Annotated in this window: 23 protein-coding genes, 1 riboswitch and 1 other annotated feature; of the genes, 4 read left to right on the top strand and 19 right to left on the bottom strand. The window is 48.9% G+C overall.

Annotated features, from left to right (window positions below; all coding sequences use genetic code 11):
• Positions 1 to 38: 38 nt before the first annotated feature.
• The 6 genes from thrS to metA form a co-directional block, all read right to left on the bottom strand.
• Entirely contained in the window at positions 39 to 1,976 is a 1,938-nt protein-coding gene (gene thrS, locus DCC85_RS06865) for a threonine--tRNA ligase (protein ID WP_108464910.1), read from the bottom strand.
• Positions 1,977 to 2,033: 57 nt separating this feature from the next.
• Positions 2,034 to 2,271, bottom strand: a binding site (T-box leader).
• Between the two features lie 45 nt (positions 2,272 to 2,316).
• Positions 2,317 to 3,201 (bottom strand): putative sporulation protein YtxC, encoded by an 885-nt coding sequence (locus tag DCC85_RS06860; protein ID WP_159081806.1) that lies wholly within the window; start codon positions 3,199 to 3,201, stop codon positions 2,317 to 2,319.
• Between the two features lie 186 nt (positions 3,202 to 3,387).
• The gene (gene mqnC, locus DCC85_RS06855; RefSeq protein WP_108464908.1) at positions 3,388 to 4,527 is read right to left on the bottom strand and encodes a cyclic dehypoxanthinyl futalosine synthase; all 1,140 of its coding nucleotides are present in this window, start codon (positions 4,525 to 4,527) and stop codon (positions 3,388 to 3,390) included.
• Between the two features lie 158 nt (positions 4,528 to 4,685).
• Positions 4,686 to 5,873, bottom strand: coding sequence for a trans-sulfuration enzyme family protein (locus tag DCC85_RS06850; RefSeq protein ID WP_108464907.1), 1,188 nt, complete (start codon positions 5,871 to 5,873; stop codon positions 4,686 to 4,688).
• On the bottom strand, positions 5,866 to 7,056 hold the full coding sequence (locus DCC85_RS06845; RefSeq protein WP_108464906.1) for an aminotransferase class I/II-fold pyridoxal phosphate-dependent enzyme: 1,191 nt from the start codon (positions 7,054 to 7,056) through the stop codon (positions 5,866 to 5,868). Before DCC85_RS06845 ends, DCC85_RS06850 begins: the two co-directional genes overlap by 8 nt.
• Positions 7,057 to 7,075: 19 nt before the next feature.
• Complete coding sequence (gene metA / locus DCC85_RS06840; RefSeq protein WP_108464905.1) at positions 7,076 to 8,011, bottom strand: homoserine O-acetyltransferase MetA; 936 nt, start codon at positions 8,009 to 8,011, stop codon at positions 7,076 to 7,078.
• Between the two features lie 138 nt (positions 8,012 to 8,149).
• A riboswitch (SAM riboswitch) is annotated at positions 8,150 to 8,275 on the bottom strand.
• 485 nt (positions 8,276 to 8,760) lie between these two features.
• Between metA and corA the strand changes: the two genes are divergently transcribed.
• Positions 8,761 to 9,696 (top strand): magnesium/cobalt transporter CorA, encoded by a 936-nt coding sequence (gene corA, locus DCC85_RS06835; protein ID WP_108464904.1) that lies wholly within the window; start codon positions 8,761 to 8,763, stop codon positions 9,694 to 9,696.
• Positions 9,697 to 9,759: 63 nt separating this feature from the next.
• On the opposite strand, the gene DCC85_RS06830 is transcribed toward corA, so the two are convergent.
• Positions 9,760 to 10,773: an HRDC domain-containing protein gene (locus DCC85_RS06830; RefSeq protein ID WP_108464903.1), complete on the bottom strand. Its 1,014-nt coding sequence runs from the start codon at positions 10,771 to 10,773 to the stop codon at positions 9,760 to 9,762.
• A gap of 216 nt (positions 10,774 to 10,989) precedes the next feature.
• On the opposite strand from DCC85_RS06830, the gene DCC85_RS06825 reads away from it, so the two are divergent.
• Positions 10,990 to 11,295 carry a DUF3055 domain-containing protein gene (locus tag DCC85_RS06825; protein WP_108464902.1) on the top strand — a complete coding sequence of 102 codons (306 nt, stop codon included), beginning with the start codon at positions 10,990 to 10,992 and terminating at the stop codon, positions 11,293 to 11,295.
• Positions 11,296 to 11,300: 5 nt separating this feature from the next.
• Here the strand turns inward: DCC85_RS06825 and modB are convergent, their stop codons facing one another.
• The gene (gene modB, locus DCC85_RS06820) at positions 11,301 to 11,981 is read right to left on the bottom strand and encodes a molybdate ABC transporter permease subunit (RefSeq protein ID WP_108464901.1); all 681 of its coding nucleotides are present in this window, start codon (positions 11,979 to 11,981) and stop codon (positions 11,301 to 11,303) included.
• On the bottom strand, positions 11,978 to 12,814 hold the full coding sequence (gene modA / locus DCC85_RS06815; protein ID WP_234414375.1) for a molybdate ABC transporter substrate-binding protein: 837 nt from the start codon (positions 12,812 to 12,814) through the stop codon (positions 11,978 to 11,980). The genes modB and modA overlap by 4 nt, the downstream gene beginning before the upstream one ends.
• A gap of 113 nt (positions 12,815 to 12,927) precedes the next feature.
• On the opposite strand from modA, the gene DCC85_RS06810 reads away from it, so the two are divergent.
• On the top strand, positions 12,928 to 13,875 hold the full coding sequence (locus tag DCC85_RS06810; protein WP_108464900.1) for a helix-turn-helix transcriptional regulator: 948 nt from the start codon (positions 12,928 to 12,930) through the stop codon (positions 13,873 to 13,875).
• 68 nt (positions 13,876 to 13,943) lie between these two features.
• On the opposite strand, the gene DCC85_RS06805 is transcribed toward DCC85_RS06810, so the two are convergent.
• The 10 genes from DCC85_RS06805 to DCC85_RS06760 all read right to left on the bottom strand — a co-directional run bounded on the left by DCC85_RS06805 (position 13,944) and on the right by DCC85_RS06760 (position 21,176).
• Positions 13,944 to 15,047: a phosphodiester glycosidase family protein gene (locus DCC85_RS06805; RefSeq protein ID WP_108464899.1), complete on the bottom strand. Its 1,104-nt coding sequence runs from the start codon at positions 15,045 to 15,047 to the stop codon at positions 13,944 to 13,946.
• Positions 15,044 to 15,934, bottom strand: coding sequence for a 5'-3' exonuclease (locus DCC85_RS06800; RefSeq protein WP_108464898.1), 891 nt, complete (start codon positions 15,932 to 15,934; stop codon positions 15,044 to 15,046). Before DCC85_RS06800 ends, DCC85_RS06805 begins: the two co-directional genes overlap by 4 nt.
• 121 nt (positions 15,935 to 16,055) lie before the next feature.
• A complete protein-coding gene (locus tag DCC85_RS06795; protein WP_108464897.1) occupies positions 16,056 to 16,415 on the bottom strand; it encodes an arsenate reductase family protein in 360 nt (119 codons plus the stop codon).
• The gene (locus DCC85_RS06790) at positions 16,412 to 17,410 is read right to left on the bottom strand and encodes an RluA family pseudouridine synthase (protein ID WP_199910011.1); all 999 of its coding nucleotides are present in this window, start codon (positions 17,408 to 17,410) and stop codon (positions 16,412 to 16,414) included. The genes DCC85_RS06795 and DCC85_RS06790 overlap by 4 nt, the downstream gene beginning before the upstream one ends.
• A 5-nt stretch (positions 17,411 to 17,415) precedes the next feature.
• Positions 17,416 to 17,982 (bottom strand): cob(I)yrinic acid a,c-diamide adenosyltransferase, encoded by a 567-nt coding sequence (locus DCC85_RS06785; RefSeq protein WP_108464895.1) that lies wholly within the window; start codon positions 17,980 to 17,982, stop codon positions 17,416 to 17,418.
• A gap of 172 nt (positions 17,983 to 18,154) precedes the next feature.
• The gene (locus DCC85_RS06780) at positions 18,155 to 18,421 is read right to left on the bottom strand and encodes an aspartyl-phosphate phosphatase Spo0E family protein (protein WP_108464894.1); all 267 of its coding nucleotides are present in this window, start codon (positions 18,419 to 18,421) and stop codon (positions 18,155 to 18,157) included.
• A 221-nt stretch (positions 18,422 to 18,642) separates the two neighbouring features.
• The gene (locus DCC85_RS06775; RefSeq protein WP_108464893.1) at positions 18,643 to 19,857 is read right to left on the bottom strand and encodes an aminotransferase class I/II-fold pyridoxal phosphate-dependent enzyme; all 1,215 of its coding nucleotides are present in this window, start codon (positions 19,855 to 19,857) and stop codon (positions 18,643 to 18,645) included.
• Positions 19,858 to 19,872: 15 nt separating this feature from the next.
• Positions 19,873 to 20,373 (bottom strand): Lrp/AsnC family transcriptional regulator, encoded by a 501-nt coding sequence (locus DCC85_RS06770; protein WP_108464892.1) that lies wholly within the window; start codon positions 20,371 to 20,373, stop codon positions 19,873 to 19,875.
• A gap of 153 nt (positions 20,374 to 20,526) precedes the next feature.
• Complete coding sequence (locus tag DCC85_RS06765; RefSeq protein ID WP_108464891.1) at positions 20,527 to 20,916, bottom strand: spore coat protein; 390 nt, start codon at positions 20,914 to 20,916, stop codon at positions 20,527 to 20,529.
• 26 nt (positions 20,917 to 20,942) lie between these two features.
• On the bottom strand, positions 20,943 to 21,176 hold the full coding sequence (locus DCC85_RS06760; RefSeq protein WP_108464890.1) for a hypothetical protein: 234 nt from the start codon (positions 21,174 to 21,176) through the stop codon (positions 20,943 to 20,945).
• A 127-nt stretch (positions 21,177 to 21,303) separates the two neighbouring features.
• On the opposite strand from DCC85_RS06760, the gene DCC85_RS06755 reads away from it, so the two are divergent.
• A complete protein-coding gene (locus tag DCC85_RS06755) occupies positions 21,304 to 22,536 on the top strand; it encodes an NAD(P)/FAD-dependent oxidoreductase (RefSeq protein ID WP_108464889.1) in 1,233 nt (410 codons plus the stop codon).
• Positions 22,537 to 22,599 lie beyond the last annotated feature (63 nt).

Raw genomic sequence — 22,599 nt, 5'->3', positions numbered from 1 at the left:
TACGTTACTGTTATTTACCGAAAATCAATGAAGCGGCTTTAAATCACGTGAGTCCGGATTTCTTCTTGAAGAAGGGCAATGGTCTCACCAAGCGCTTTAGCCCCCAAGTCGCCTTCGCCGCGCTTACGAATAGATACCGTTCCTTCGGTCTGTTCGTTCTCACCGACAATGAACATGTACGGAATCTTCTCCAGCTGAGCTTCACGAATCTTATAACCAAGCTTCTCATTGCGCAGGTCTGCTTCAACGCGAATACCGCTAGCCTGCAGCTCTTCCGTCACCTTGCGGGCATAGTCCTCGAAGTTGCCTGATACCGGAATAACCTTGGCCTGTACAGGAGCCAACCATAGCGGAAGCGCTCCGGCAAAGTTCTCAAGCAGGAATGCAGTCATGCGCTCCATCGTACTGATAATACCCCGGTGAATAACAACAGGGCGGTGCTTCTGTCCGTCATCTCCCACATATTCCAGTTCAAAGCGTTCTGGCAGCAGGAAGTCAAGCTGGCAGGTCGAAAGTGTCTCTTCCTTGCCAAGAGCTGTGCGAATCTGCACATCAAGCTTCGGACCATAGAAAGCTGCTTCACCTTCTGCCTCAAAGAACGGAATGTCCAGGGACTCCACTACTTCACGCAGCATGCTCTGCGACATTTCCCACATTTGATCATCCGGGAAATATTTCTCCGTATCGTGCGGATCACGATAAGACAGGCGGAATCGGTAATCCTTGATGCCAAAGTCATCGTATACCTGCTGGATCAAGCGAATAACGCGTGCGAATTCCTCCTTAATCTGATCCGGACGGCAGAAAATATGCGCGTCGTTCAAGGTCATTGCACGCACGCGGTGCAGACCTGTCAATGCACCGGACATCTCATAACGGTGCATCAGGCCGAGCTCACCGATCCGAATCGGCAAATCGCGATAACTGCGAAGATCGCTCTTATAAACCATCATATGGTGCGGACAGTTCATTGGGCGAAGCACAAGTTCTTCGTTATCAAGCTCCATGACAGGGAACATGTCCTCCTGGTAATGCTCCCAGTGGCCGGAAGTTTTGTACAGCTCAACATTCCCCATTACCGGAGTGTACACATGCTGGTAACCAAGCCGCTCTTCCAAATCTACAATATAACGCTCAAGGGTACGGCGCAGCTTAGCCCCGTTTGGCAGCCAGATTGGCAGGCCTTGTCCCACAAGATTAGAGAAAGTGAAGATCTTCAAGTCCTTCCCAAGCTTCCGGTGGTCACGCTTCTTGGCTTCTTCCAGCAGGTGAAGATGCTCATCCAGCTGGGCCTTCTTCACAAAGGTTGTACCATAGACACGCTGCAGCATTTTGTTCTTGCTGTTCCCCCGCCAGTACGCTCCGGCGACGCTCAGCAGCTTGAACACTTTGATCTTGCCAGTCGATGGAACGTGCGGACCACGGCACAGGTCGAAGAATTCGCCCTGATCATAGATGGAAATCACGCTGTCCTCGGGCAGATCGCGAATCAGCTCCAGCTTATACGGATCGCCAAGCTCGGTAAAGATTGCGATCGCTTCCTCACGGCTCACTTCGCGGCGTGTAATCGGCAGATTCTCGCCAACGATCCGCTCCATTTCCTTCTCGATCTTCTGCAGATCCTCTGGATTAAGCGGGTGTTCCAAATCCATATCATAGTAGAAACCGTCTTCAATCACGGGTCCGATGCCCAGCTTAACCTCTTTATTTCCATAAAGGCGTTTCACCGCTTGAGCCAACAAATGGGCTGTACTGTGGCGCATCATTTCAAGTCCCTCTGGGGAATCCAGTGTCAGGATTTCCACCTGAGCCCCGTTCTCCAGCTTTGTATTCAGGTCTACAGTAATGCCGTTAAGCTTACCGCCTACCGCATTTTTACGAAGCCCGCTGCTGATGGAAGCCGCCACATCCTCAAACGTACTGCCTTCCGCATACTCCCGGACAGAACCGTCCGGCAAACTAATGGATATTGCCATTTCAAATTTCCTCCTATCATATAAATCACTACAGCAAAACAAAAAACACCCGTCCCGCAAAGGGACGAGTGTTATACCCGTGGTTCCACCCTAATTCGGCCTTCCATCCATCTAGGGGATAGGCCCTTCATTAAGCATCAAGTAACGGGGATGCACCGGCGATTCTTACTGGCATGTTCGGAATCGCAGCTCCAAAGGGGTAAACCAAGTCGGACGCCGGAGGAAATTACAGCCTGGTTCCCTCTCTCTGTACGGTTCCTAAATCCATGGTTCTTATCTTTGTCATCGCTGTTCATTAAGGAATTATGTCAGTAATTATAAGCTCTGCTAAGCGCATGAGTCAAGCATTTTGAGGGGGCAACACCTTGCCCAGCTCTGCCCGCTCCCCGAAAATCTGCCGGATGGTCGAAATGATAAGAAGCTCTGGCTCAAGCGTATGAATTACTACTCGCTTCGGAGAGAGGGAGATAAGCGTGCTGACAACAACGTCCTCCATCTCCAGCTCCTGATCCGCCATATGAGCCGACACCCCTTGACCCGGAAGAGGCTCTACCGGCTTTAGGCCTTCATCCAGAAGAGCAAATTCGGTTCCTCCCTTATGAAGCAAGTGAATAACAGGGACTCGAGGCTCCTGGAACTGAACAAAATATTTCAGCATTCCAATGAACTCTTCATACTGCTTGCTAAGCAAATATTCGTCCACCGCATAATCCAAGGTTTCCTTCAACGTATCCAGATAATCCCTCATTCGAAAAGCAATGGTTCCATCAACATCCACATAAGAGGTGCTTTGCAAATATTCATAAAATCCCTTGGAGATTTCAGCCACATGTTTTTCACGTGCTCTATGCCCATGAATAAGATCTGCTTCCTCTCCATTGAGCATTTTTCGAGTAAGCTCCTCAACAACAGGACGCTCAGTTTGAGGAATCTCAGGATAATACTTATGAAGCAGTCTTTGAACAATCATGGATTCCTTATGCTCAGCCACATGCTCACCAACGGCATCAGCTGCACGGGCCTTTAAAGCCAGTAAGGCTCGTCCAGACAAGGAGACAGATTCATCCCCCTCACAAATAACCGTCACCCGCTCGGCCTCAACCTTAAATGTGATTTGGAAAACGGATCTCGTTTGATTTAAATTACCTAATGCACGAAACCTGAGACAAAAACGCTCTGCGGCTTGTTCCGACTCCACCGACGACGTAATGACGAACAATTCCATGGCACCAAGCTCCCTTCCGCAGTTCCTTCTCAAAGTATATGGTGCATGCAAGCCGGATATACGAAGACCCTGACGGAAAGAGCTGGTTCCTTCTAGAATGAATAATTTAAAAAAACACAAACAAAAAAGCCGCATACCTGATAATCAGCAGGTACGCAGCAATAAGAGATCAGAAATGAGTTCAGGTTAATTCTGCATGATGAAATCATGGTCAACCTTAACATCGGCATCATCAAATACACGCAAAATTTCATATTTCGTATTACGCTGTGCAGGAGTTTTGCCTGCTTCACGGATCAGTGTAAGGATGGATTCAATGTTAACCTTATGCGTTGCTCCAGCAGAGGACACGACGTTCTCCTCAATCATTGTGCTTCCGAAATCATCGCAGCCATACTGTAAGGAGAGCTTGCCAACCTCTGGCCCCATAGTTACCCAAGAGGATTGGAGGTGCTTGATGTTGTCCAGCACAATACGGCTGATCGCCACAGTCTTCAAATATGCCTCAGGAGTTTGCCGCTCCTGCTTCAAATTCGTATTATCCGGCTGGAACGTCCACGGAATGAACGCCAGGAAGCCCTCGGAATCGTATCCGTTCTGAATGCATTCATCTTGTGCATCGCGAACACGCTGTAAGTGAAGTGCACGCTCCTCCATGGATTCTCCTAGCCCGATAACCATGGTAGCCGTCGTATTCATACCGATCCGGTGCGCTGTCTTCATAACATCCATCCAATCAGTCCAGGAGCCTTTGAGGCGGCTGATCTTCCGGCGCGTACGGTCATCCAGAATCTCCGCTCCGCCGCCTGGCAGAGAGTCAAGACCTGCCTCGTGAATTTGCCGAACTACCTCTTCCAGCGAAAGTCCATCCGACACTACCTTCATCTTCTGAATCTCGGCTGGTGAGAACGAGTGCATCGTAATGTCCGGAAATCTCTTCTTAATGTTGCGCAGTAAATCTGTATAGTAGCTGAATGGCAGGTTAGGGTTCGTACCGCCCTGCATTAAGATTTCCGTACCGCCCACATCAATGGTCTCCTGAATTTTCTGGAAGATCACCTCATCTGGAAGCACATATCCTTCATCAGACCCTGGTCTGCGATAGAATGCACAGAAGCGGCAATACACGTCACAAACATTGGTGTAGTTGATATTACGTCCGATCACAAAGGTTGTGATCGGATCCGGATTCTTTCTTTGCATCAAGATATTTGCCGTATGGCCCATCTTCTCTATTTCATCGGATTCGAACAAGGCGATCGTATCTTCCAAGTTCAAGCGTTCTCCTCTGAGCGCTTTATCTAATATAGAATCAATAGCTACCACGAGAGCAGCCTCCTTCCTTCCCCTAACAAAAGCTCGGGCATACACATAAAATTTGTACATTCATATTTCAATCCTAACATACTCCATAACAGAAAAGAAGCACCCGAACAGGCAGGTGCGTGAAAAATAATACAATATTTTTTTAATAAAATTGTACTTTACTCCTGGTCCAACGCTTGATCCAAATCGGCCATCAAATCCTCCACATCCTCCAAACCTACCGAGAAACGCAGCAGTCCGTCCGTGATGCCCCTCTCCGCTCTCACCTCTGCAGGCATGGCTGCATGGGACATCATAGCCGGGTAGGACAGGATGCTCTCCACGGCGCCAAGACTGACGGCAACAAGTGGAAGCTTAACCTGGTTAAGAACTTTCTTAGCGCGTTCTCCAGACCCGACATCGAAGGAAACTACCGCACCATACCCTGTGGCTTGCTTCGCATGAATTTCCCTGTCCGGATGGCTGGAAAGCCCGGGGTAATAAACAGCCTGAATATCAGATCGACCTTCCAACCACTCGGCTATGCGGCGGGAGCTGATTTCACTATGCGTCATTCTTGCTCCAAGGGTCTTCATCCCTCGCATCAGCAGCCAGCAATCCTGCACGCCCAGTACGCTGCCAAGCCCATTCTGTAAATACTTTAACTCGGAGCCCAGCTCCTTCGTTGCAGTTACTGCCAGCCCGGCCAGGACATCGCTGTGACCGCCTAAAAATTTGGTCGCGCTGTGAAGTACAATATCTGCACCTAACTCGATCGGTCTTTGGTAGTAAGGTGTCATAAATGTGTTATCGACGATGCTCAGCAGCCCCTGCTGCTTACACCATGCTGAAATTCCGGCAATATCCGTAATTTTCAATGTCGGGTTGGATGGGGTCTCCATATAGACCGCCTTAGTGTTGGGTCTCAAGGCTGCCTTGACAACATCTGGCCGGCTCATGTCAACGAATGAAGCTTCAATTCCAAGCCGCCCTAGAATACCTGTCAGCAGCCGATATGTACCTCCATATACATCCTCTGTTACGATCAGATGATCCCCGGCCGAGAATAGCATGAACGCTGTGGAAATGGCTGCCATTCCGCTTGGAAAGGCATATCCGGCGGCACCGCCCTCAAGCAGGGCGATATAATCCTCCAAGGCCTGCCGGGTTGGATTCCCTGAGCGGGAATAATCATATTGCGGCGGGTTAAAAATATCCGCATGGTGAAAGGTTGAAGCTTGATAGAGCGGAACGCTGGAGGCCCCTGTAGCCTGATCCACCTCAGCACCAAAGTGAAGCAGCTTGGTATCCAGCTTCGTATTCCGTACGTTCAGCGGATCAAGAGCTTCTTGAATTGATTTAGCCATGAGCACAGCCTCCTTGTTCCACTTCAATTCGAGCCGCCTCAAGCGCCTGACCCAAATCAGCGATGATATCATCCGAATGCTCAATCCCTACCGAGAAGCGCAGCAGCCGGTCATCCACCCCGATCGCCTCTCGAATCTCCAGAGGAATATCCGCATGCGTCTGTACCGAAGGATAAGTCATCAGCGATTCAACCCCGCCCAAGCTCTCCGCAAAGGCGATCAGCTTCAAATTGCGCAAAATCGGTTCGACATAACGGGCATCTGTCACCTTGAAGGAGAAGATTCCCGTATTGCCGGAGGACTGCTTGCTCTGAACTTGGTGGCCTGGATGCTCCGGCAGCCCCGGATAATACACTTTGTCAATTTGCGGATGTGTCTTAAGATAATTCGATACCGCAAGCGCGTTAGTCTGGTGGCGCTCCATGCGTAAAGCTAATGTCTTCATTCCCCGCATTAGCTGGTAGCTGTCGGTTGGACTCAGTACCGAGCCGATAGAATTATGAAGGAAGAAAATCTCCTCCGACAGCTCTTTGCCTTTGGTGACAATAAGTCCTGCCAGCACATCATTATGACCGCCTAAATACTTGGTAGCACTGTGCACAACAATGTCGGCTCCAAGCTCTAGCGGACGTTGAAAGAATGGAGTAAGCAAGGTGTTATCTACAATTGTAAGTAACCCATGCTTCTTGGCCCAAGCGCTTACTGCCGCTATATCTGTGATCATCATAAGCGGATTGGTCGGCGTTTCTATGAATACTGCCTTGGTATTCGGCTGTCTTGATGCTTCAAGTGCCTCCAAATCATTCGTATCCACATAAGAAGCAGTAACTCCATACTTCGAGAGAATTCTCTCCAGCAAGCGATAGGTCCCCCCATACAGATCCAGTGAGACAATCAGATGATCTCCCGAGGCGAATAAGGTAAAGACGATCTGCAAAGCAGCCATCCCTGAGCTGCAGGCAAAGCCTGCATCACCCGATTCTAGCTCGGCGGCCGCCTCCTCCAGAATAGTACGCGTAGGACTCTTCGTCCTAGCATAATCAAAGCCAGTGCTCTGCCCTAGTCTTGGATGCCTGAACGCCGTTGCCTGATAAATCGGATAATTTATCGCTCCTGTAACAGGCTCACTGACCGAACCGATTTGTGCCAATCTGCTCTCTATACGAAGTTTGTCCTCTGCCATTGTTAAGCCCATCTCCTCGCTATATTTCATAGACGAACTCAGCCAGCTCGTCGATATCGTAAGGTGTCTCTTGATACACATAATAATTTAGCCAATTGGAAAATAATAAGTTTGCGTGTGCTCTCCATACCGATGGAGGCGTTTGCGTCGGATCATCGTTAGGATAATAATGAAGCGGAAGCTTAACATCCAGCCCTTTGGCTGCATCCCGGTCGTATTCCCATTTGAGCGACAGTGGGTCATACTCCGCATGGCCTGTAACAAATATCTGTTTGCCGTCCCGGGTTGCAACCAGGTAGACGCCCGCCTCTTCCGACTCTGCCAGAATATCCAGCTCAGGCACCCTCTCGATATCTTCGCGCCGCACCTCCGTGTGGCGGGAATGCGGAACATAGAACAGCTCGTCAAATCCCCGAAGCAACTTCGTATTTGGGATGTTGACTCTATGGGAGAACACCCCGAAGCATTTTTCTTCAAGCGGTACCTTCGGCACGCCAAAATGATGATAAAGCCCTGCCTGGGAGGCCCAGCAAATGTGAATGGTCGAGGTGACATGCGACTTGCTCCAGTTAAAGATCTCCTGAATTTCATTCCAGTAGTTTACTTCCTCGAACTCAAGCTGCTCAACGGGTGCCCCGGTAATGATCATCCCGTCATAACGACGGTGCTTGACTTCATCGAACGTCTTATAGAACGTCTCAAGATGCTCCTGCGAGGTATTCTTGGAAATGTGGGATCTTGGATGCAGCAGAGTAAACTCAACCTGAAGCGGCGTATTGCCGATCAACCGTAGAAGCTGGGATTCTGTAGTCTCTTTCGTAGGCATCAAATTCAGGATGGCGATACGTAATGGGCGAATGTCCTGCCTGTAGGCTCTGCTCTCATCCATAACAAAAATATTCTCGCCGACCAGCACTTCTTTGGCGGGCAAATGATCAGGAATCTTAATTGGCAAGCTGGGCTCACTCCTTTGCAAAGTTTGCGAAAATCCAGTATGAAAAGGGCCTGCAAACAAGTGTTGGCATGTGTAAATAACAAAATGACCCTTCCCGAAGCTATCGAGAAAGGTCATTGATTACACTTATATGCGCCTCTCTCATCTCTCAGAGACTTTAAGCGAGCACTTCGCTTAAATGTCCTGCAAGAATTAGCACCGTGCGATTGCTCGCCGGTTGCCGGGTATCATCGGGCTAGTCCCTCCACCTGCTCTTGATAAGATTTCGCTGTATGAAATTAGGATTAAATATTACAAAGCCTATATCTTGATTTAATCAATACTTTAAAGCATGAGCATCTGCCCGTCAAGCGCTGGGCCTAATTTCCACCCGCATTTGCACCATCCTTTACCGCCTTCCATATATTGTTCCATCTATTGCTCCACTTAAGCCGTCCCTGCTGCCAATTTATCTTGATAACCGCCAGGATCCGGCGTTATACTATACTGGTGTCTAAAACTGAGCATAACGAGGTGAAACTAAGAATGGAAGGCGACTCTAGTCCGCAGAGCAAGTCCCCAGATATACAACAGCACAGGGAAAATCTCAGCAGCTTGCTCGGGACGAAGGCAGGGGACTCTTTCGTTCTACGGTGCATCCTTGCTTACAATAGGTTACAGTAGCAGCAAAGACCGGAGGCTGCTGGGTTTCCCCTGTGCTTTCCTAAGAGCATAGCCCTGTCCTCGGACAGGCAAAGGAGTGAAACCAGATGAAAATCCGGCATGTAAACGCAGGGGTCTTTACCCCGGTAGAAGATGTTGAACTCACACTGAATGCGCCATCCGAAGGCTTCTACTGGATTGATGCGGATGTGGATGATTTAGCCGTATTACAGCCGCTCTTCTCTTTGCATGATCTGGCAGTAGAAGACTGCTTGAGCGAAGAAGATCAGCGGCCGAAGATTGAAATTTATGATAATCATTATTTTATTGTAGTGAATAGTATTCGATTTGATGATGAGGAAATTTTCCTCCGTGCGCTCAATGTATTCCTAGGCCGTCATTTTATAATTACTCTAACCCGTCAGAAACTTAATGAGCTGCGAGCCATCAAACCCATTCTTTGGGAGCAGGAGGTCAGCGAACCCGATCGCTTCCTGTACCTGCTCATCGACCTGGTCGTAGATAATTATTTCTTGGTCGGTGACCGAATCGAAGATAAGATTGAAAAGCTGGAAGAGGATATCCTTGTCCATACCAAGCGCTCACACCTGAACGAAATTATTGGTTTGCGGAGTGAAATTCTGTGGCTCAAGAAGATGCTAGGCCCGCAGAAGGAAGTTATTAATATTCTGAACAAAAAAGATCTGCGGCTCATTGATGATCAGCTGCAGAAATATTTTAGCGACATCTATGAAAATGCCGTTAAAATTTCCGAAAACTTTGATACTTTTCGGGAACTGATGGGAAACTTACGAGAAGCTTATCAGTCAAGTATTGCGAACCGTGCGAATGAAATCATGCGCGTCTTCACCGCAATTACGACCATCTTCATCCCGCTGACCCTCATTACGGGTATCTATGGTATGAACTTCGACAATATGCCGGAGCTGCATACAAAGTATGGATATTTCATTGTAATTGGAATTATGACGGTCATGGGCCTGGGAATGTTCTACCTGTTCCGCAAAAAAGACTGGATCTGATCATAAAGGACGAGAGCCATGAAGCTTCCCCAAGAAGCGAAGGCTTTCGTCCTTTATTTGTCCTTAGCCAGCGCTCCGAACAGCCCTTGAATCAGGCTGGCTGCGATAGCGAAGACGTATCAGCCGCAGCAGCTCATATAATCGCTCCAGCTTCTCTCCTTCAGCCGCAATTCGCTCTGGACCATACACATGCTGCAGAACCGGCTTTAAGTATTCATCGCCAAGCTTCTGGTACGCTTCCCATACACGATTCTGTTCTGCTTCAGATGTGTCAGCAAGCTCCAGAGCAACAAGCGGCTCCAAGCTGTGCCCCTCCTTTCCCAGTACTTCAAGCATTTCCAACACTTCTCTGCGGTCAAGCTCTGTACGAAGAGACAGCTGCTCCAAGCTCAGTCCTTCTTGTACGCCTTCCATCAGGGAGCGGCGCAGATTAAATTTCTCAATCTCCTGGCGATATTTAGCTTCCTTCTGTTTGTACTGCCAGGAGAGAAAGACTTCTTGGTCAATAACGGAGAATACCCATGTAAGGGGAAAATCGTGAGTTCGGCTTGCCCCCTCGGTAATGTTTAGCAGATCTGCACCATACTCCGCTGACTTTCCTTCTCCCACTCCCGGAAGCTGAAGCAGCTCTGCAGAAGTCTTCGGCACAAAGGCGCTGATCATCCGCAGCAGACGGTTGCTGGCAATTAAATAAGGGGCCTTGCGCTCTTGTGCTGCGCGTCTGCGCCGCCAAGCGCATAACTCATTATACAGCTCTTCATTTGCGTGAAGCTCGCTGTAACAAATCAGCTTCTGAGCTGCAAGTGTACGGCCGCTACCCTGCGCCTCGCCTTCATGAAATATGCCTTCGATGACAGGCCGAAAACCCTCCGCCAGCTTGGCGGCCAGCCTGTGCCGGTAAATGTGCAGCATTTCTGACCAGGAGTCCCCCTCGTACCAAAGAGGAGATTCCTGGTCCCCCATCTCGTCCCAGCCTATTCGCCAGAGTCCCTGCTCCTCTCCAATCCAGACCTGACTGCTGCTGGTCAGCTCCCCTTCTACCCGCTTCTCCAAACTGTTCAGAAATACAATTCGCATGACTTAACACCTCCGATAAGATCAGCACATACAAAAAAGCACCTCTCCTGCTAAAGCAAGAGAGGTGCTTCCTCTAATGTATATCCTGTTGATGTATATAATACCATATTTTCCAAACGAGTCAACGGATAGGGTATTTCCCTTAGGCTTATATATTCGGATATAATGACTGGTAAAGAACTTATCTCTGTACAACTACCTCAAGGAGGCATTATCATGAGCAACCATTCCGATACAGATCTGGACTTCCTGAGCGACAGCACAGAACAAACTTCCACAAGATTTGTGACCTTTATCGGCCCTTCCCTGAAGCGGTTTGACCTGGCTGTTACGACTACCAATCGGTTCTACGGCAAGAAGCTAGTGCTTGATCTGCAAAGCGGAAAGACGGCTATTCTCGGAAGCGATGATCTTGAGGAAGAAGGCTACCTAGAAGCCGTCTTCAACCTGAATTCGGAAGAAGGCACGGAGCTGCGCAGCTTTTTGAACCAGGTCCTCGGTGAGCCGCACTTTACCGACTAATCTCTCTACTCGGAACGCCGCGTATGAGGACCGGCGACAGTCAAGAGCAGGAAAGAGATGAATACCATAAGTCCGGTCCATAGCCATACCTGAGTCATATCGCCAGACTCGGAGGCCATATATATTGCCGTCGGCAGTGTTTGTGTCCGGCCAGGGATATTGCCTGCTAGCATGAGTGTAGCTCCGAATTCGCCAAGGCTGCGTGCAAAGGCCAGAATAAAGGCCGTTACCAGCGAGCGTTTGACCAGCGGAGCTATCACATACCTAAGCAGCTGCCACTCTGAAGCGCCGAGAGATCGACCTGCACTGAGCAGGTCCTTATCCAGCGAGGCGAGACCCGTCTTGATCGTCTGATACGCAAGAGGAAAGGCAACAGCGGAGGCCGCTATGACAGCAGCCCCCCAAGTAAATACAATCGGCATATGAAACATCGACTCATACATCTTGCCAATGATAGAACGCCTTCCGAAGCTGACCAGCAGCAAAAAGCCAACAACGGTCGGTGGAAGCACTAGCGGCAGCATAAATATAGTCTCTAGTGCAGTCCTTCCGACAAAGCGGCGACTGTTCATAAATAAAGCAGCGGCAAGCGCAAGTATGAATGCAATAATCGCTGACAGGATGGATACCTTAACCGAGAGGATTACCGGTGTCCAGAACTCCTCTTGGGATAAGCTTTGATTCATGACACAGTGCTAAAGCCGAACTTAGTGAACACCTCTAGCGCCTCTGCGCTTTCCAGGAACTTAATGAAGCTTTGAGCAGCCTCTTGCTCTTTGCTGGCTTTTAGCAGGCCAATAGGGTATTCAATCGGCTTGTGGGCAGAGGCATCAACCACGAAAGCGGTCTTAACCTTGTCCGAGATCATCGCATCGCTTTTGTATACAAATCCGGCATCCGCATTTCCTGTCTCTACATAGGTGAGCACCTGTCTCACGTCCTTGGCAAAGACCATTTTAGGTTTTAGCGTGTCCCAAAGTTTGTTAGATTCAAGGGATTCCTTAGTGTAATTGCCTGCCGGAACGGCATCTGGGTCTCCCATGGCAATGAGCTTGGTTGACTCTCCCTTCAGATCGTCAAGTGTTGCTGGCGTTTGGGACGAGGACTTAGGCACAATCAGTACAAGCTCATTTCTCAGCAGCACTGATGAATCCTTCGCTTCGATCAGCCCTTGGTCAACCAAAGCTTGCATCTGTTTATTGCCTGCTGAGATGAAGATATCTGCAGGCGCTCCCTGCTCGATCTGCTTTTGAAGCGATCCTGATGCTCCGTAATTGAAAACAAGATGAACATCTGTATGGGATTTCTCATAAGTTTCACTTAGCTGCTCCATGCTGTCCTTCAAGCTTGCTGCCGCTGAGATTGTCAGTTCCACTTGACTTGTTGCAGGTGCCGAAGGCTTATTAGTCTCATTGCTAGCTGACTCCTTATTAGCTGAATCCTTGCCGCAGCCAGCCAGCAATAGCATGAGCATTGCCGATACGATAAATAATACACATACAAGTTTTGTTTTTTTCAAAACGATTGCCTCCTAGCTATGTATAATCCAATATTATTATATTACAATTAGTTCTATTTAGATATAATTAGTTATAATTAGATATATCTATTTAGTGACGAAGGAGAAACAGAATGACCGATCATTCTTATACAACCGAAGAAGTAGCCAAGCTGCTCAAGGTTTCGAAGCTAACCATCTATGATTTGATAAAGAAAGGACTCTTGCCCTCGTATCGTGTAGGTAAACAAATGCGCATCGATGCAGCGGATCTAGAAAGCTATAAACGCTCCAGCATGACGGCAGCAGGAAGTTCTTCCGAGCAGGCGGCATCTGTTGATTTACCGCATACCGGCTCTCCTGCAGCCTCAGGCTCAGGATCACTTGTGATCACCGGCCAGGAGATCAGCCTGGATCTGCTCGCCAGATACTTGGAGAGAGAGAATCCGGCCTACCGGCCGCTGCGCTCTTATGCTGGAAGCATAGCAGGACTAATTTCCCTCATTCAAGGGCAAAGCGATATTGCCAGTACCCACCTGCTTGATGCAGAGAGCGGGGAGTATAATCTCCCTTATATCAGCAAGCTATTAACCGGCTATGATTATATGGTAATCAATCTGCTTAAACGGAAGGCGGGCTTGTATGTGCAGGCCGGTAATCCCAAATCCCTTCTCAGCTGGCGGGATTTAGAGAAGCCTGGTCTGGTTCTTGCTAACCGCGAGAAAGGGTCTGGAGCCCGAGTACTGCTGGATGAACAGCTTAGAATTCATCATATTGACCGCCATAGCCTCCAGGGATATGAACGCGAGGAAACCAGCCATATGGGAGTGGCCAGCCGCATTTCCTCCGGAACGGCCGATGTCGGGGTCGGTACAGAAAAGACTGCAAGGCTGGCGGGAGAGGTTGATTTTATCCCTCTGATCGAAGAACGCTATGATCTTGTTGTTCTGAAGACCCCGCAAAGCACAAAGTGGATTCCTTCATTGCTGGGGGTCATTCGCTCGGATGCCTTTCAGTCAGAGCTTGCAGCCCTGCAGGGATACGATCTGACTTTGTCCGGACAAGTTCTGTATGAAACTTAGGTCTGTAGAACATAGAAGGCCGAACCCCTGGAGGGGTTCGGCCTTCTATGTTCTATTAATCAGACTATTTACTTTACACCAGCGCCAAAAACCAAAGCGTTGCTGAGAAGACGTCCGGGAGAGGTTAGCAGCTTCCCCCCTGCATACAAGCCGGAAGAGGCTCCGCCATCCAGGTTCATTGCCTGCTTAGCTCCCATGGCTTTCATAATTGCAGCCCACTGAGACATGGTTGCTCCCTTTACGGTCGCCAGCATGATCGAGCCATCCTGCATTATAGCTATGCCGCTTCTTGTGGCAGAGGCTGAGAGAATTTTAGGATCATTAAAGCCTTCCGCCTTCGCATTCAGCGCCACCTTGCTGTCCTTCACCAGCCTTGGTCCAGCTCCGAGTGCAGTCACCACATTACTCCAAGCGGGCAGCTCGCGGTTCTTATCATCACTATAGCTGAGGCTATAGTCTACTGTGCTGCCTACGGCAAAGCGATCCGCAAGCTTTTTCTCGCTGCCTACAAATACAATAACATACCCGTTCTTCGGAATGGCTGCATTGGAATTTACAGATTTACTGCTAACCGTCCCCTCCTTAACGGTTACGGCAATGCCTCCACTAAAACCTACATTAGCTCCACGATCAGGAGTCAATAAGACAATGGTGTTCGCAGTCTTCTCCGGTGTCCGATTCATCCACGTCGCATACCAGCCGGTTGATTTCCCGTCTGTTGCCGTTACTGTGCCTCTCAGAGACATTCGGAGCGTATCCATCAGCACCGTTCCATCCTTCAGAAACCCAATGACCGTCCCGTAACGACTGATATAGGCTGTGCGGCCATTAAGAATAAGCGTTCCATAAGGGTCTGTCGGTCCTCCATATGCCGAGAAGAACGTTCCGTTAATCGCTGCCTGCGCATGATAGCGTTTGGCAATCCCAGCCAGAGACTCCGTCTTCCCGACCTGTCCCTTCGCAAGACCTGCTGTTACGGGCGTTCCCTTGGGGATATGAACCGTCTGAACCGTAAAGGTCCGTCCAGCTGCCTTCACCTTCTTAACTCCGTTTTGAATTTTAGGCTGCGCCGCAACTGCAACGCCGCCCGGATCAACAGCTGTCAGCATGACTATAACTGTTAATAATAGTGCAAATACCTTTAATTTCCCCGCATTATGCCATACGCTCATGAACCGACTGCCACTCCCATCCAGGTACAAATACTTTTCATTTCCAGCTCCTCAAATTTTGCCGCTACTACAGGGTGATTCAGTTCGAGACGACAAGCATTCATATCGCATACGAGCTCTACATCACGGCGTATTGAAGCCAGCTGCCTGGACAGGTGAAGCATTTCCAGATCACTCTCAATCTTGTTACGTACGCCCTTCGTCAGCTTATCAAGGTTTGCCAATATCCCTTCCACATCCCTGAATTCCTGCACCAGCTTGAGCGCTGTCTTCTCCCCAATTCCGCGAACCCCGGGATAGTTATCACTGGGATCCCCCATAAGTCCCTTGAGGTCAATAATCTGCTTGGGGGTCAGCTGCTTCTCTTCCATCAGAGATTCAGGGGTATATACCATGTAATTGCCATGACCTTTCTTCATGATGATAACGCTGGTGTGCTCGTCCACAAGCTGCAGCATATCATGATCTCCGGTCAGTACCAGCACCCGCATCTCCCCGCTATATCTGGAAGCCAATGTGCCGATGCAATCATCGGCCTCAAATCCGACCGCGCTTATATTCGGAATTCCAAGGCTCTCCATGACATCGCGAATCACTGTAAACTGCGGGATTAGCTCATCCGGAGCCTCAGAACGGTTCCCTTTATAAGCCGGGAATTGCTCCTTTCGGAAGGTCTTGCTTCCAAGATCCCAGCAGCAAGCCACATGCGAAGGGCCGAAGGTCTCCACCGCATCCCAGAAATAACGCATAAATCCGTATATGGCATTCGTGGGAAGACCTGCCTTGGTGCGCCGGATATAGCCACTGGCAGAGGTGGCATAATAAGCCCGGAACATTAAAGCCATCCCATCCACTAGCAGTAAAGTCTCTCTGTTGCCATCCGTCAAAGCTCTCTCTCCTTATATCATGTTCATCTCTTATTTTATCGGATAATGAAGTCATCTGTTTCAGTATAGCATAGAGGTAAAAGAGCAGCTCCTGCTTCCTGCAATCCCCTAAAGCTGCTGATTAACTCCAGGCCGCCTGGTAGTTGTCCTCTTTGAAGCCCACTGTTACCTTCTCACCGTCTGTTACAATCGGACGCTTAATCAGCATACCGTTGGAAGCCAGCAGTTTGAGCTGTTCTTCTCTTGTATAATCAGCCAGCTTGTCCTTAAGCCCGAGCGACTTATAGGCTTCCCCGCTGGTGTTGAAGAACTTTTTTAACTCCAGGCCGCTCTTCGTCACAAGATCATTCAGCTCTTCCGGTGTTGGCGGTGTTTCGACAATATGCCTTAACTCCAGTTCATGACCTGCAGCTTGAAGCCATTTCACCGCATTGCGGCAAGTGCTGCACTTTGGATATTGATAGACAACCAGTTTACTCATGCTTTATCTCCTATCTGATCATTTTTATGGCTCAAAAAAGACTGACTCCTTAGAGCATCCCTCAGCTCTTCCATATCTTCGGGAAGCGGGGCTGTGAACAACATGTATTCGCCTGTGAGCGGATGGACAAATCCTAATTCCCTGGCATGAAGAGCTTGCCGGTCAATCAGCTCGTCCAGCTTCCCAGCTGACTGCAGCTCCCGGGCTTCGTCTTCTCCCCTTCCCGCCTGACTATACAACTTGTCACCGATCAACGGGCATCCCATCCAAGTCATATGGACACGAATTTGATGCGTCCGTCCGCTGCCCAGCTTGAGATGCACCATTGAGCCCTGATGATATTTTTCGACAACCTTATAATACGTAAGAGCCGGATACCCTGAAGGCGTTACGATCCGCCTATGCGGCTCAGCAGGGTCCCGGTCAATAGGACCATCCACAGTGCCTTCTGAGGGGGTGGGTCTGCCATGAACAATTGCAGCATATTTCTTGTCAACTTGGCCGGCAATCATCTGTTCAGAGATGTGCTGATGGACATAGGCATTCTTAGCCACAGCCAGCACCCCGCTTGTCTCCTGATCGAGTCGGTGCACGGGCCGAAATCTGTACCGGACTCCTTGCTCCGCCCAATAGTGAACCACGCCGTTAGCCAAAGTTCCCGTATAGTGGCCATGAGTAGGGTGAACAATAACCCCTGCCCGCTTATTAAGAATAAGCAGCGCTTCATCCTCATACAGGATATCCAAATCCATAGGCTGCGGCAATATATCTTCAGATATCTCCTGCTCAAGCTGGATGGATACGACATCCCCCGGCCGGACTTTAACACTGATATAGACACGTTCACCGTTCAGCATAATACCGTGCTCCGTTAATTTCAGCCTGGACAGCAATTTCCGGGATACGCGGAGCCTCTTCTGGAGTATGGTTTTGAGCAGGTATCCATCTTCCTCCGGTGGCACGATATAAGTAATTGGAGGATAGTACTCATTCATCATAATTACTTGAACACCCTCCCGCTCCGTTCATATTCCACATCCGGACAGCCTTGTCTCACATTCGCCATTCTGGCGGCCACGAACAGAAAATCCGATAAGCGGTTCATATATCGAAGCACCTCCGAATTAATTTCCGCTACATTTCCCAGCGTCACAGTTCTGCGTTCTGCTCGTCTGCATACGGTACGGCAAACGTGAAGAGCTGAGGAGAGAGGTGTTCCTCCCGGCAATATAAAACGCTCAATCGCAGGATTCTCTTTCTCATATTCATCCATCCAAGCTTCCAAACGCTGCACCATATCAGCATTTGTCTTATAGACAGCGGCACCTTGGCCAGGATTTACAAAGGCAAGATCCGATCCACAATCGAACAGTTCGTGCTGAATGTGCAGCAAATGCTGCTTAAGATCCCCAAATTGCTCATCGTTAGCAAGGCATGCAGCCTGGCCTACAAAGCTATTCAGCTCATCAATCGTACCGTAAGCCTCGACCCGGATATCATCTTTACTTACCCTACCCCCAATGACCGATGTGATTCCCTGATCGCCTGTTCGAGTATATACCTTCATTCGAGGACAATCCCTTCATCAAGAACTTTTCATTCACAGTACACGCACTGTAAACACGCACTGAACCATAATACCATATTCTGTCCTTGCTTAAACCCACTATCCTACCAGGCCAGCCTTGAACAAACAAAAAAGAAGACTCCCCATGGGAATCTTCCGAAGGACAAACTTCTTAGAGCTGCCTCTGCTTTCTCTTCATGTATTCATTAATCTTCAAATCCAGCAAAGTACTAATCTCAATTACAATATCTGAAGTGAAGGACTTCTCCTTCACAAACATTTGTTCCATCTTCGTCCGTAACAGACGAATTTCGTCTTCCAAGGAAAGACTGTGAGCTCCATCCGCGGCTGCATAATGTTGAGTCGACGACCAATCCTCACGGTCTTCGGCAACAAATCCTCCGAAATAAAAAGGCAAATTATATTCCTCACAACTCACGGGTGATCCCTCCTTGGCAAGTAAAACGGTCTACCGATCATAACCTGAACGGGACAGTTATTCTTAAGATGAATAAAAAAGCATTAAGGCGGCTCACCCTAATCTCTTATCCAACTCTTCCATCTCTTCCGAAGACAAATTATAACATGTCCACCATCCAATTATCAATTAAAAAAAGAAAAATATGTTAAAGAAAATGGGATGAATTCAAGTCAGGCCGATCAGCCTTGCTTCAGACGATGGACAAACTCGCCAATCCGATGAATTGCCTCGTTAAGCTGTGCTACCGATGTTGCATAGGAGCATCGTAGATATCCCTCACCTCCGAGTCCGAACACATCTCCGGGAACCGCCGCAACTTTCCCTTCCATCAGCAGTCTCTGAGCAAATTCCTCAGAAGTCAACCCAGTGGATTGAATACTTGGGAAGGCATAGAACGCGCCCTGCGGCTCATGGCAATCAAGTCCAATATCTCTAAGCCCCTGTACCACCAGACGGCGGCGCTGGTTGTAGGAATCCACCATCCGGTCCTTTTCCTCCAGGCCGTTGGTTAGAGCCTCCAGAGCAGCAACCTGCCCCATAGCTGGCGCACACATTACGGTATATTGATGAATCTTAAGCATCGCCGATATCAGATCCGGATGACCGCAGGCGTAGCCCATTCTCCAGCCGGTCATCGCAAAAGCTTTGGAGAATCCGCTCACCAGAATGGTACGATCCTTCATTCCCGGGAGGGATGCGAAGCTCACATGGGTCTGACCATAAGTAAGTTCGGCGTAAATTTCATCCGAGATCACTATTAAATCATGCTTCTTAACGACTTCGGCAATAGGGAGCCAGTCCTCATAGGTCATAATCCCACCGGTAGGATTGCTCGGATAGCTAAGAACAAGCACCTTGGATTTAGGCGTAATTTTGGCCTCAAGCTGATCCGCCTTAAGCTTGAAATTATCCTTCGCAAAGGTTTCGATTCCAACGGGAATCCCTCCGCCGATCATCGTAATTGGCGAATAGGAGATGTAACACGGCTCTGGCACAAGAATTTCATCTCCCGGCTCGATCAGAGCCCGCAGAGCTAGATCAATCGCCTCGCTGCCTCCTACGGTCACGATAATCTCATCCTTAGGTTCATAAGCAACCTGAAAGGCGTTGTACAAATACTGTGCAATAGCCTCTCTAAGCTCAGGGGTACCTGCATTAGAGGTGTAGCGGGTGAAGCCCCGCTCCAGGGAATATACACAGGATTCTCTCACATGCCATGGCGTCACGAAATCCGGTTCGCCCACACCCAGTGTAATAATATCTTTATTTCCGCTCACCAGGTCAAAAAACTTGCGGATTCCCGAGGGCTGAATCTCTTGCACTCTAGGCGCCAGATAAGAACGCATTGATGTCTTGATTTCTTGGGGCAGTTCAGTATCAGCATTTGACTTCATATTCTACTACTTCCTTTACGGAGAAATCATCAGACGGTGATCCTCTTCATGATCTTCGAAGATAACTCCGTCCTGTTTATATTTTTTAAGAATAAAGTGCGTTTTGGTTGAAAGAACCGACTCTAAGGTAGACAATTTGTCAGAAACAAAGCTCGCTACCTCCTTCAGATTACGGCCTTCCACTTCAACAAGAAGATCATAGGCACCGGACATAAGATATACGGATTTCACCTGAGGGAACAAGTAAACCCGCTCAGCAATCGCGTCAAATCCCCGCCCGCGCTCAGGTGTGATTTGTACCTCAATGAGAGAGGTTACTTTCTCATCATCCAGTTTGCTTTCATTAATGGCTGTCGCATACTTTACAATGATATGGTCCTCTTCAAGCTCAGCTATCGCCTTCTTTACTTCCTCTGCAGTAACTCCCAGCATGGTTGCCAGCAGCTCCGGCGTATATCTGGCATCCTCTCTCAGGAGATCCAGCACCTTTCTCTTCAGTTCGCTCACTTCTTTCATAGAGCACCTCCAGCGCCAGCTTAAGTTTTATACCTATATTACATTAAATTATTTATTCTGCAAATAAAAACCGCCCATCCTCTGTGTACGCTTAAGGATAGACGGTGTTCGAAAAGGGCTGACTTCATTGACTTCGTTAGGCCCTATAATGGGTTAGCTATAAAATGAGCCCTGATGAGGCGCATGCTGAACTGACTGCTGATGAACCGCCGCCCCCATATACGGGTTCGTCGTACCTAATCGCTGTTGTACAAATCGATATGCATCTTCTTGAGTTTTTCTTGCAGACTGTGCTCTCTTGCTCACTTCATCGCGAGGAGCCTTTACAGGAGCATTATACATTTGATGGCTCGCCATCAGCTGATAGAGATCACCCTGCAAGCGAAGCGAACTATCGGTTAATTCAGTGAACATCTGTCTTACCGCAGGACAAGCCGATTCTGTTACAGCCGTCGAGTATTCCCGAACGGTTCGCCGAAGATCAGCAAGAATGGTGTTTAACAAGTCCTTCTCGGGCAATAATGATCCAGATGGGCTATTCAATGTTAGAGCCTCCCCTAATTTTAGTTTTACTGCATATGGGACGGAGCCAAAGCTTCATGCTGACGAATGGAATCCGCAAGTCTCTGCAAATGCTGTTCATGGATGCGAACATACTGCATACACGCCTGTTGAATGGCGGGGGTCTGTGAAGATATCGCTGCAGCGGAGCACAGCTTGATTTGCATATCTTCATTGGAGATAGAATCTGATATATATTCTAGTTCCTTTACCGACAAAGGCTGCATTTGGTGGTTGTTCATGAAATCTCCTCCTTTTTCTGCATATTGGCATTACGTAGTATGTCCTGTTCGCACTTGATTATGTGATGTTCATAACCTGCCACATTTTTTTAACATCCTGCTAAGGGAAAGGAAGAGCTTTAGCCTTATGGATCTTCACCAAGGCACTTATTATTGGCAGCATACACTGCCCAGCACGCCCCAATATCCCTCTTTGGCAAGCCCGCTTGAATGTGACATCTTGATTGTTGGAGGCGGAATGAGCGGAGCTATTTGTGCTTATTTGCTAACATTACAAGGAATAAAGCCAGCAATATTGGAGAAAGGAAGCGTTGGCGGGGGAAGCTCCATGGTAAACACCGGGCTTATCCAGTATTCCAGCGATAAGACCTTAACCTCCATGATTCATACCTTCGGAGAATCCTCCGCAGTGGAAGTTTATCGTGCCAGCATAGAAGCGGTCGCTCGGCTGCGTGAAATCTCTGCAAGCCTTAAGCCCCATCTTGAGCAGGAGCCTGATTTCATCCCCCGCAGCAGCCTATATTTTGCAAGCACGGCAGAGGACTTACAGATGCTTCGGGAAGAATTCATGACGCTGCAGCGCCACGGCTTCCCTGCTGAGTGGCTGAGCCAGACGGATATCGCTAGCAAATTTCCCTTTACCAAGCCCGGGGCAATTTACACTTCAGGCGATGCGGAGCTGAATCCGTTCCGCTTTACCCATGCCCTCCTGCAGGAATCGGTGAAGCGCGGAGCAAGAGTTTATGAGCACACGCCGGTTACCGGAATGCGGTTTATGGATGATGGTGTACTGTGCCAGAGCGGTCAGCTTGGAATTCGAGCACGAAAGGTCATCATGGCCACAGGCTATGAGACTCAACAATTCAAAAAAGATCGCGGGGTCTATCTTACCCAGTCCTACGCCATTGCAACAGAACCGGTGAAGTTTCTCGAGAGCTGGCATGAGCGCTGCCTAATTTGGGAAACCCGAAGACCTTATTTGTATCTGCGCACCACTCCTGATAACCGGGTCCTTGTCGGCGGATTTGACGAGCCTCTGCGTGGGAATGGGTTGTCCCCTCAGAGGCATCTGCATCAGAGCAAGAAGCTGCTTCAGGAGCTTAACGAGCTGTTTCCCGGAGCTGGGCAGGTACAGGCAGATTATGCTTGGGGAGCTGTGTTCGGACAGACCCATGACGGATTGCCTCTATTCGGAGCGCATCCCAAGTTTTCTCATGTGTTTTTTATCGAGGGCTACGGAGGAAGTGGGGTTGTATATAGTATGATTGCAGCAGAACGCATTACACAAGATATCTTGGGATACCCACACCCTCATCTGGAACTGTTCTCCCTGCAGCGTTCCTCCAAGCCATCCCCATAATTTATTGCCTTTATATGACAATAAGCCCTCTGCTTTGATAGCGGCAGGGCTTACTTCGTGTCC

This window comes from Paenibacillus sp. CAA11, from assembly GCF_003060825.1.
Taxonomy (GTDB): Bacteria; Bacillota; Bacilli; order Paenibacillales; family Paenibacillaceae; genus Fontibacillus.
Note: the sequence above shows the minus strand (reverse complement) of the source record. Positions and strands in the feature narration are given on the sequence as shown.

What these genes read in the sequence shown, in the direction of transcription:
- thrS (WP_108464910.1), bottom strand. Translation starts at nt 1,976, where the DNA reads ATGGCAATATCCATTAGTTTGCCGGACGGTTCTGTCCGGGAGTATGCG.
- DCC85_RS06860 (WP_159081806.1), bottom strand. Translation starts at nt 3,201, where the DNA reads ATGGAATTGTTCGTCATTACGTCGTCGGTGGAGTCGGAACAAGCCGCA.
- DCC85_RS06850 (WP_108464907.1), bottom strand. Translation starts at nt 5,873, where the DNA reads ATGGCTAAATCAATTCAAGAAGCTCTTGATCCGCTGAACGTACGGAAT.
- DCC85_RS06845 (WP_108464906.1), bottom strand. Translation starts at nt 7,056, where the DNA reads ATGGCAGAGGACAAACTTCGTATAGAGAGCAGATTGGCACAAATCGGT.
- corA (WP_108464904.1), top strand. Translation starts at nt 8,761, where the DNA reads ATGAAAATCCGGCATGTAAACGCAGGGGTCTTTACCCCGGTAGAAGAT.
- DCC85_RS06830 (WP_108464903.1), bottom strand. Translation starts at nt 10,773, where the DNA reads ATGCGAATTGTATTTCTGAACAGTTTGGAGAAGCGGGTAGAAGGGGAG.
- DCC85_RS06825 (WP_108464902.1), top strand. Translation starts at nt 10,990, where the DNA reads ATGAGCAACCATTCCGATACAGATCTGGACTTCCTGAGCGACAGCACA.
- modB (WP_108464901.1), bottom strand. Translation starts at nt 11,981, where the DNA reads ATGAATCAAAGCTTATCCCAAGAGGAGTTCTGGACACCGGTAATCCTC.
- DCC85_RS06810 (WP_108464900.1), top strand. Translation starts at nt 12,928, where the DNA reads ATGACCGATCATTCTTATACAACCGAAGAAGTAGCCAAGCTGCTCAAG.
- DCC85_RS06805 (WP_108464899.1), bottom strand. Translation starts at nt 15,047, where the DNA reads ATGAGCGTATGGCATAATGCGGGGAAATTAAAGGTATTTGCACTATTA.
- DCC85_RS06795 (WP_108464897.1), bottom strand. Translation starts at nt 16,415, where the DNA reads ATGAGTAAACTGGTTGTCTATCAATATCCAAAGTGCAGCACTTGCCGC.
- DCC85_RS06790 (WP_199910011.1), bottom strand. Translation starts at nt 17,410, where the DNA reads ATGAATGAGTACTATCCTCCAATTACTTATATCGTGCCACCGGAGGAA.
- DCC85_RS06785 (WP_108464895.1), bottom strand. Translation starts at nt 17,982, where the DNA reads ATGAAGGTATATACTCGAACAGGCGATCAGGGAATCACATCGGTCATT.
- DCC85_RS06775 (WP_108464893.1), bottom strand. Translation starts at nt 19,857, where the DNA reads ATGAAGTCAAATGCTGATACTGAACTGCCCCAAGAAATCAAGACATCA.
- DCC85_RS06770 (WP_108464892.1), bottom strand. Translation starts at nt 20,373, where the DNA reads ATGAAAGAAGTGAGCGAACTGAAGAGAAAGGTGCTGGATCTCCTGAGA.
- DCC85_RS06760 (WP_108464890.1), bottom strand. Translation starts at nt 21,176, where the DNA reads ATGAACAACCACCAAATGCAGCCTTTGTCGGTAAAGGAACTAGAATAT.
- DCC85_RS06755 (WP_108464889.1), top strand. Translation starts at nt 21,304, where the DNA reads ATGGATCTTCACCAAGGCACTTATTATTGGCAGCATACACTGCCCAGC.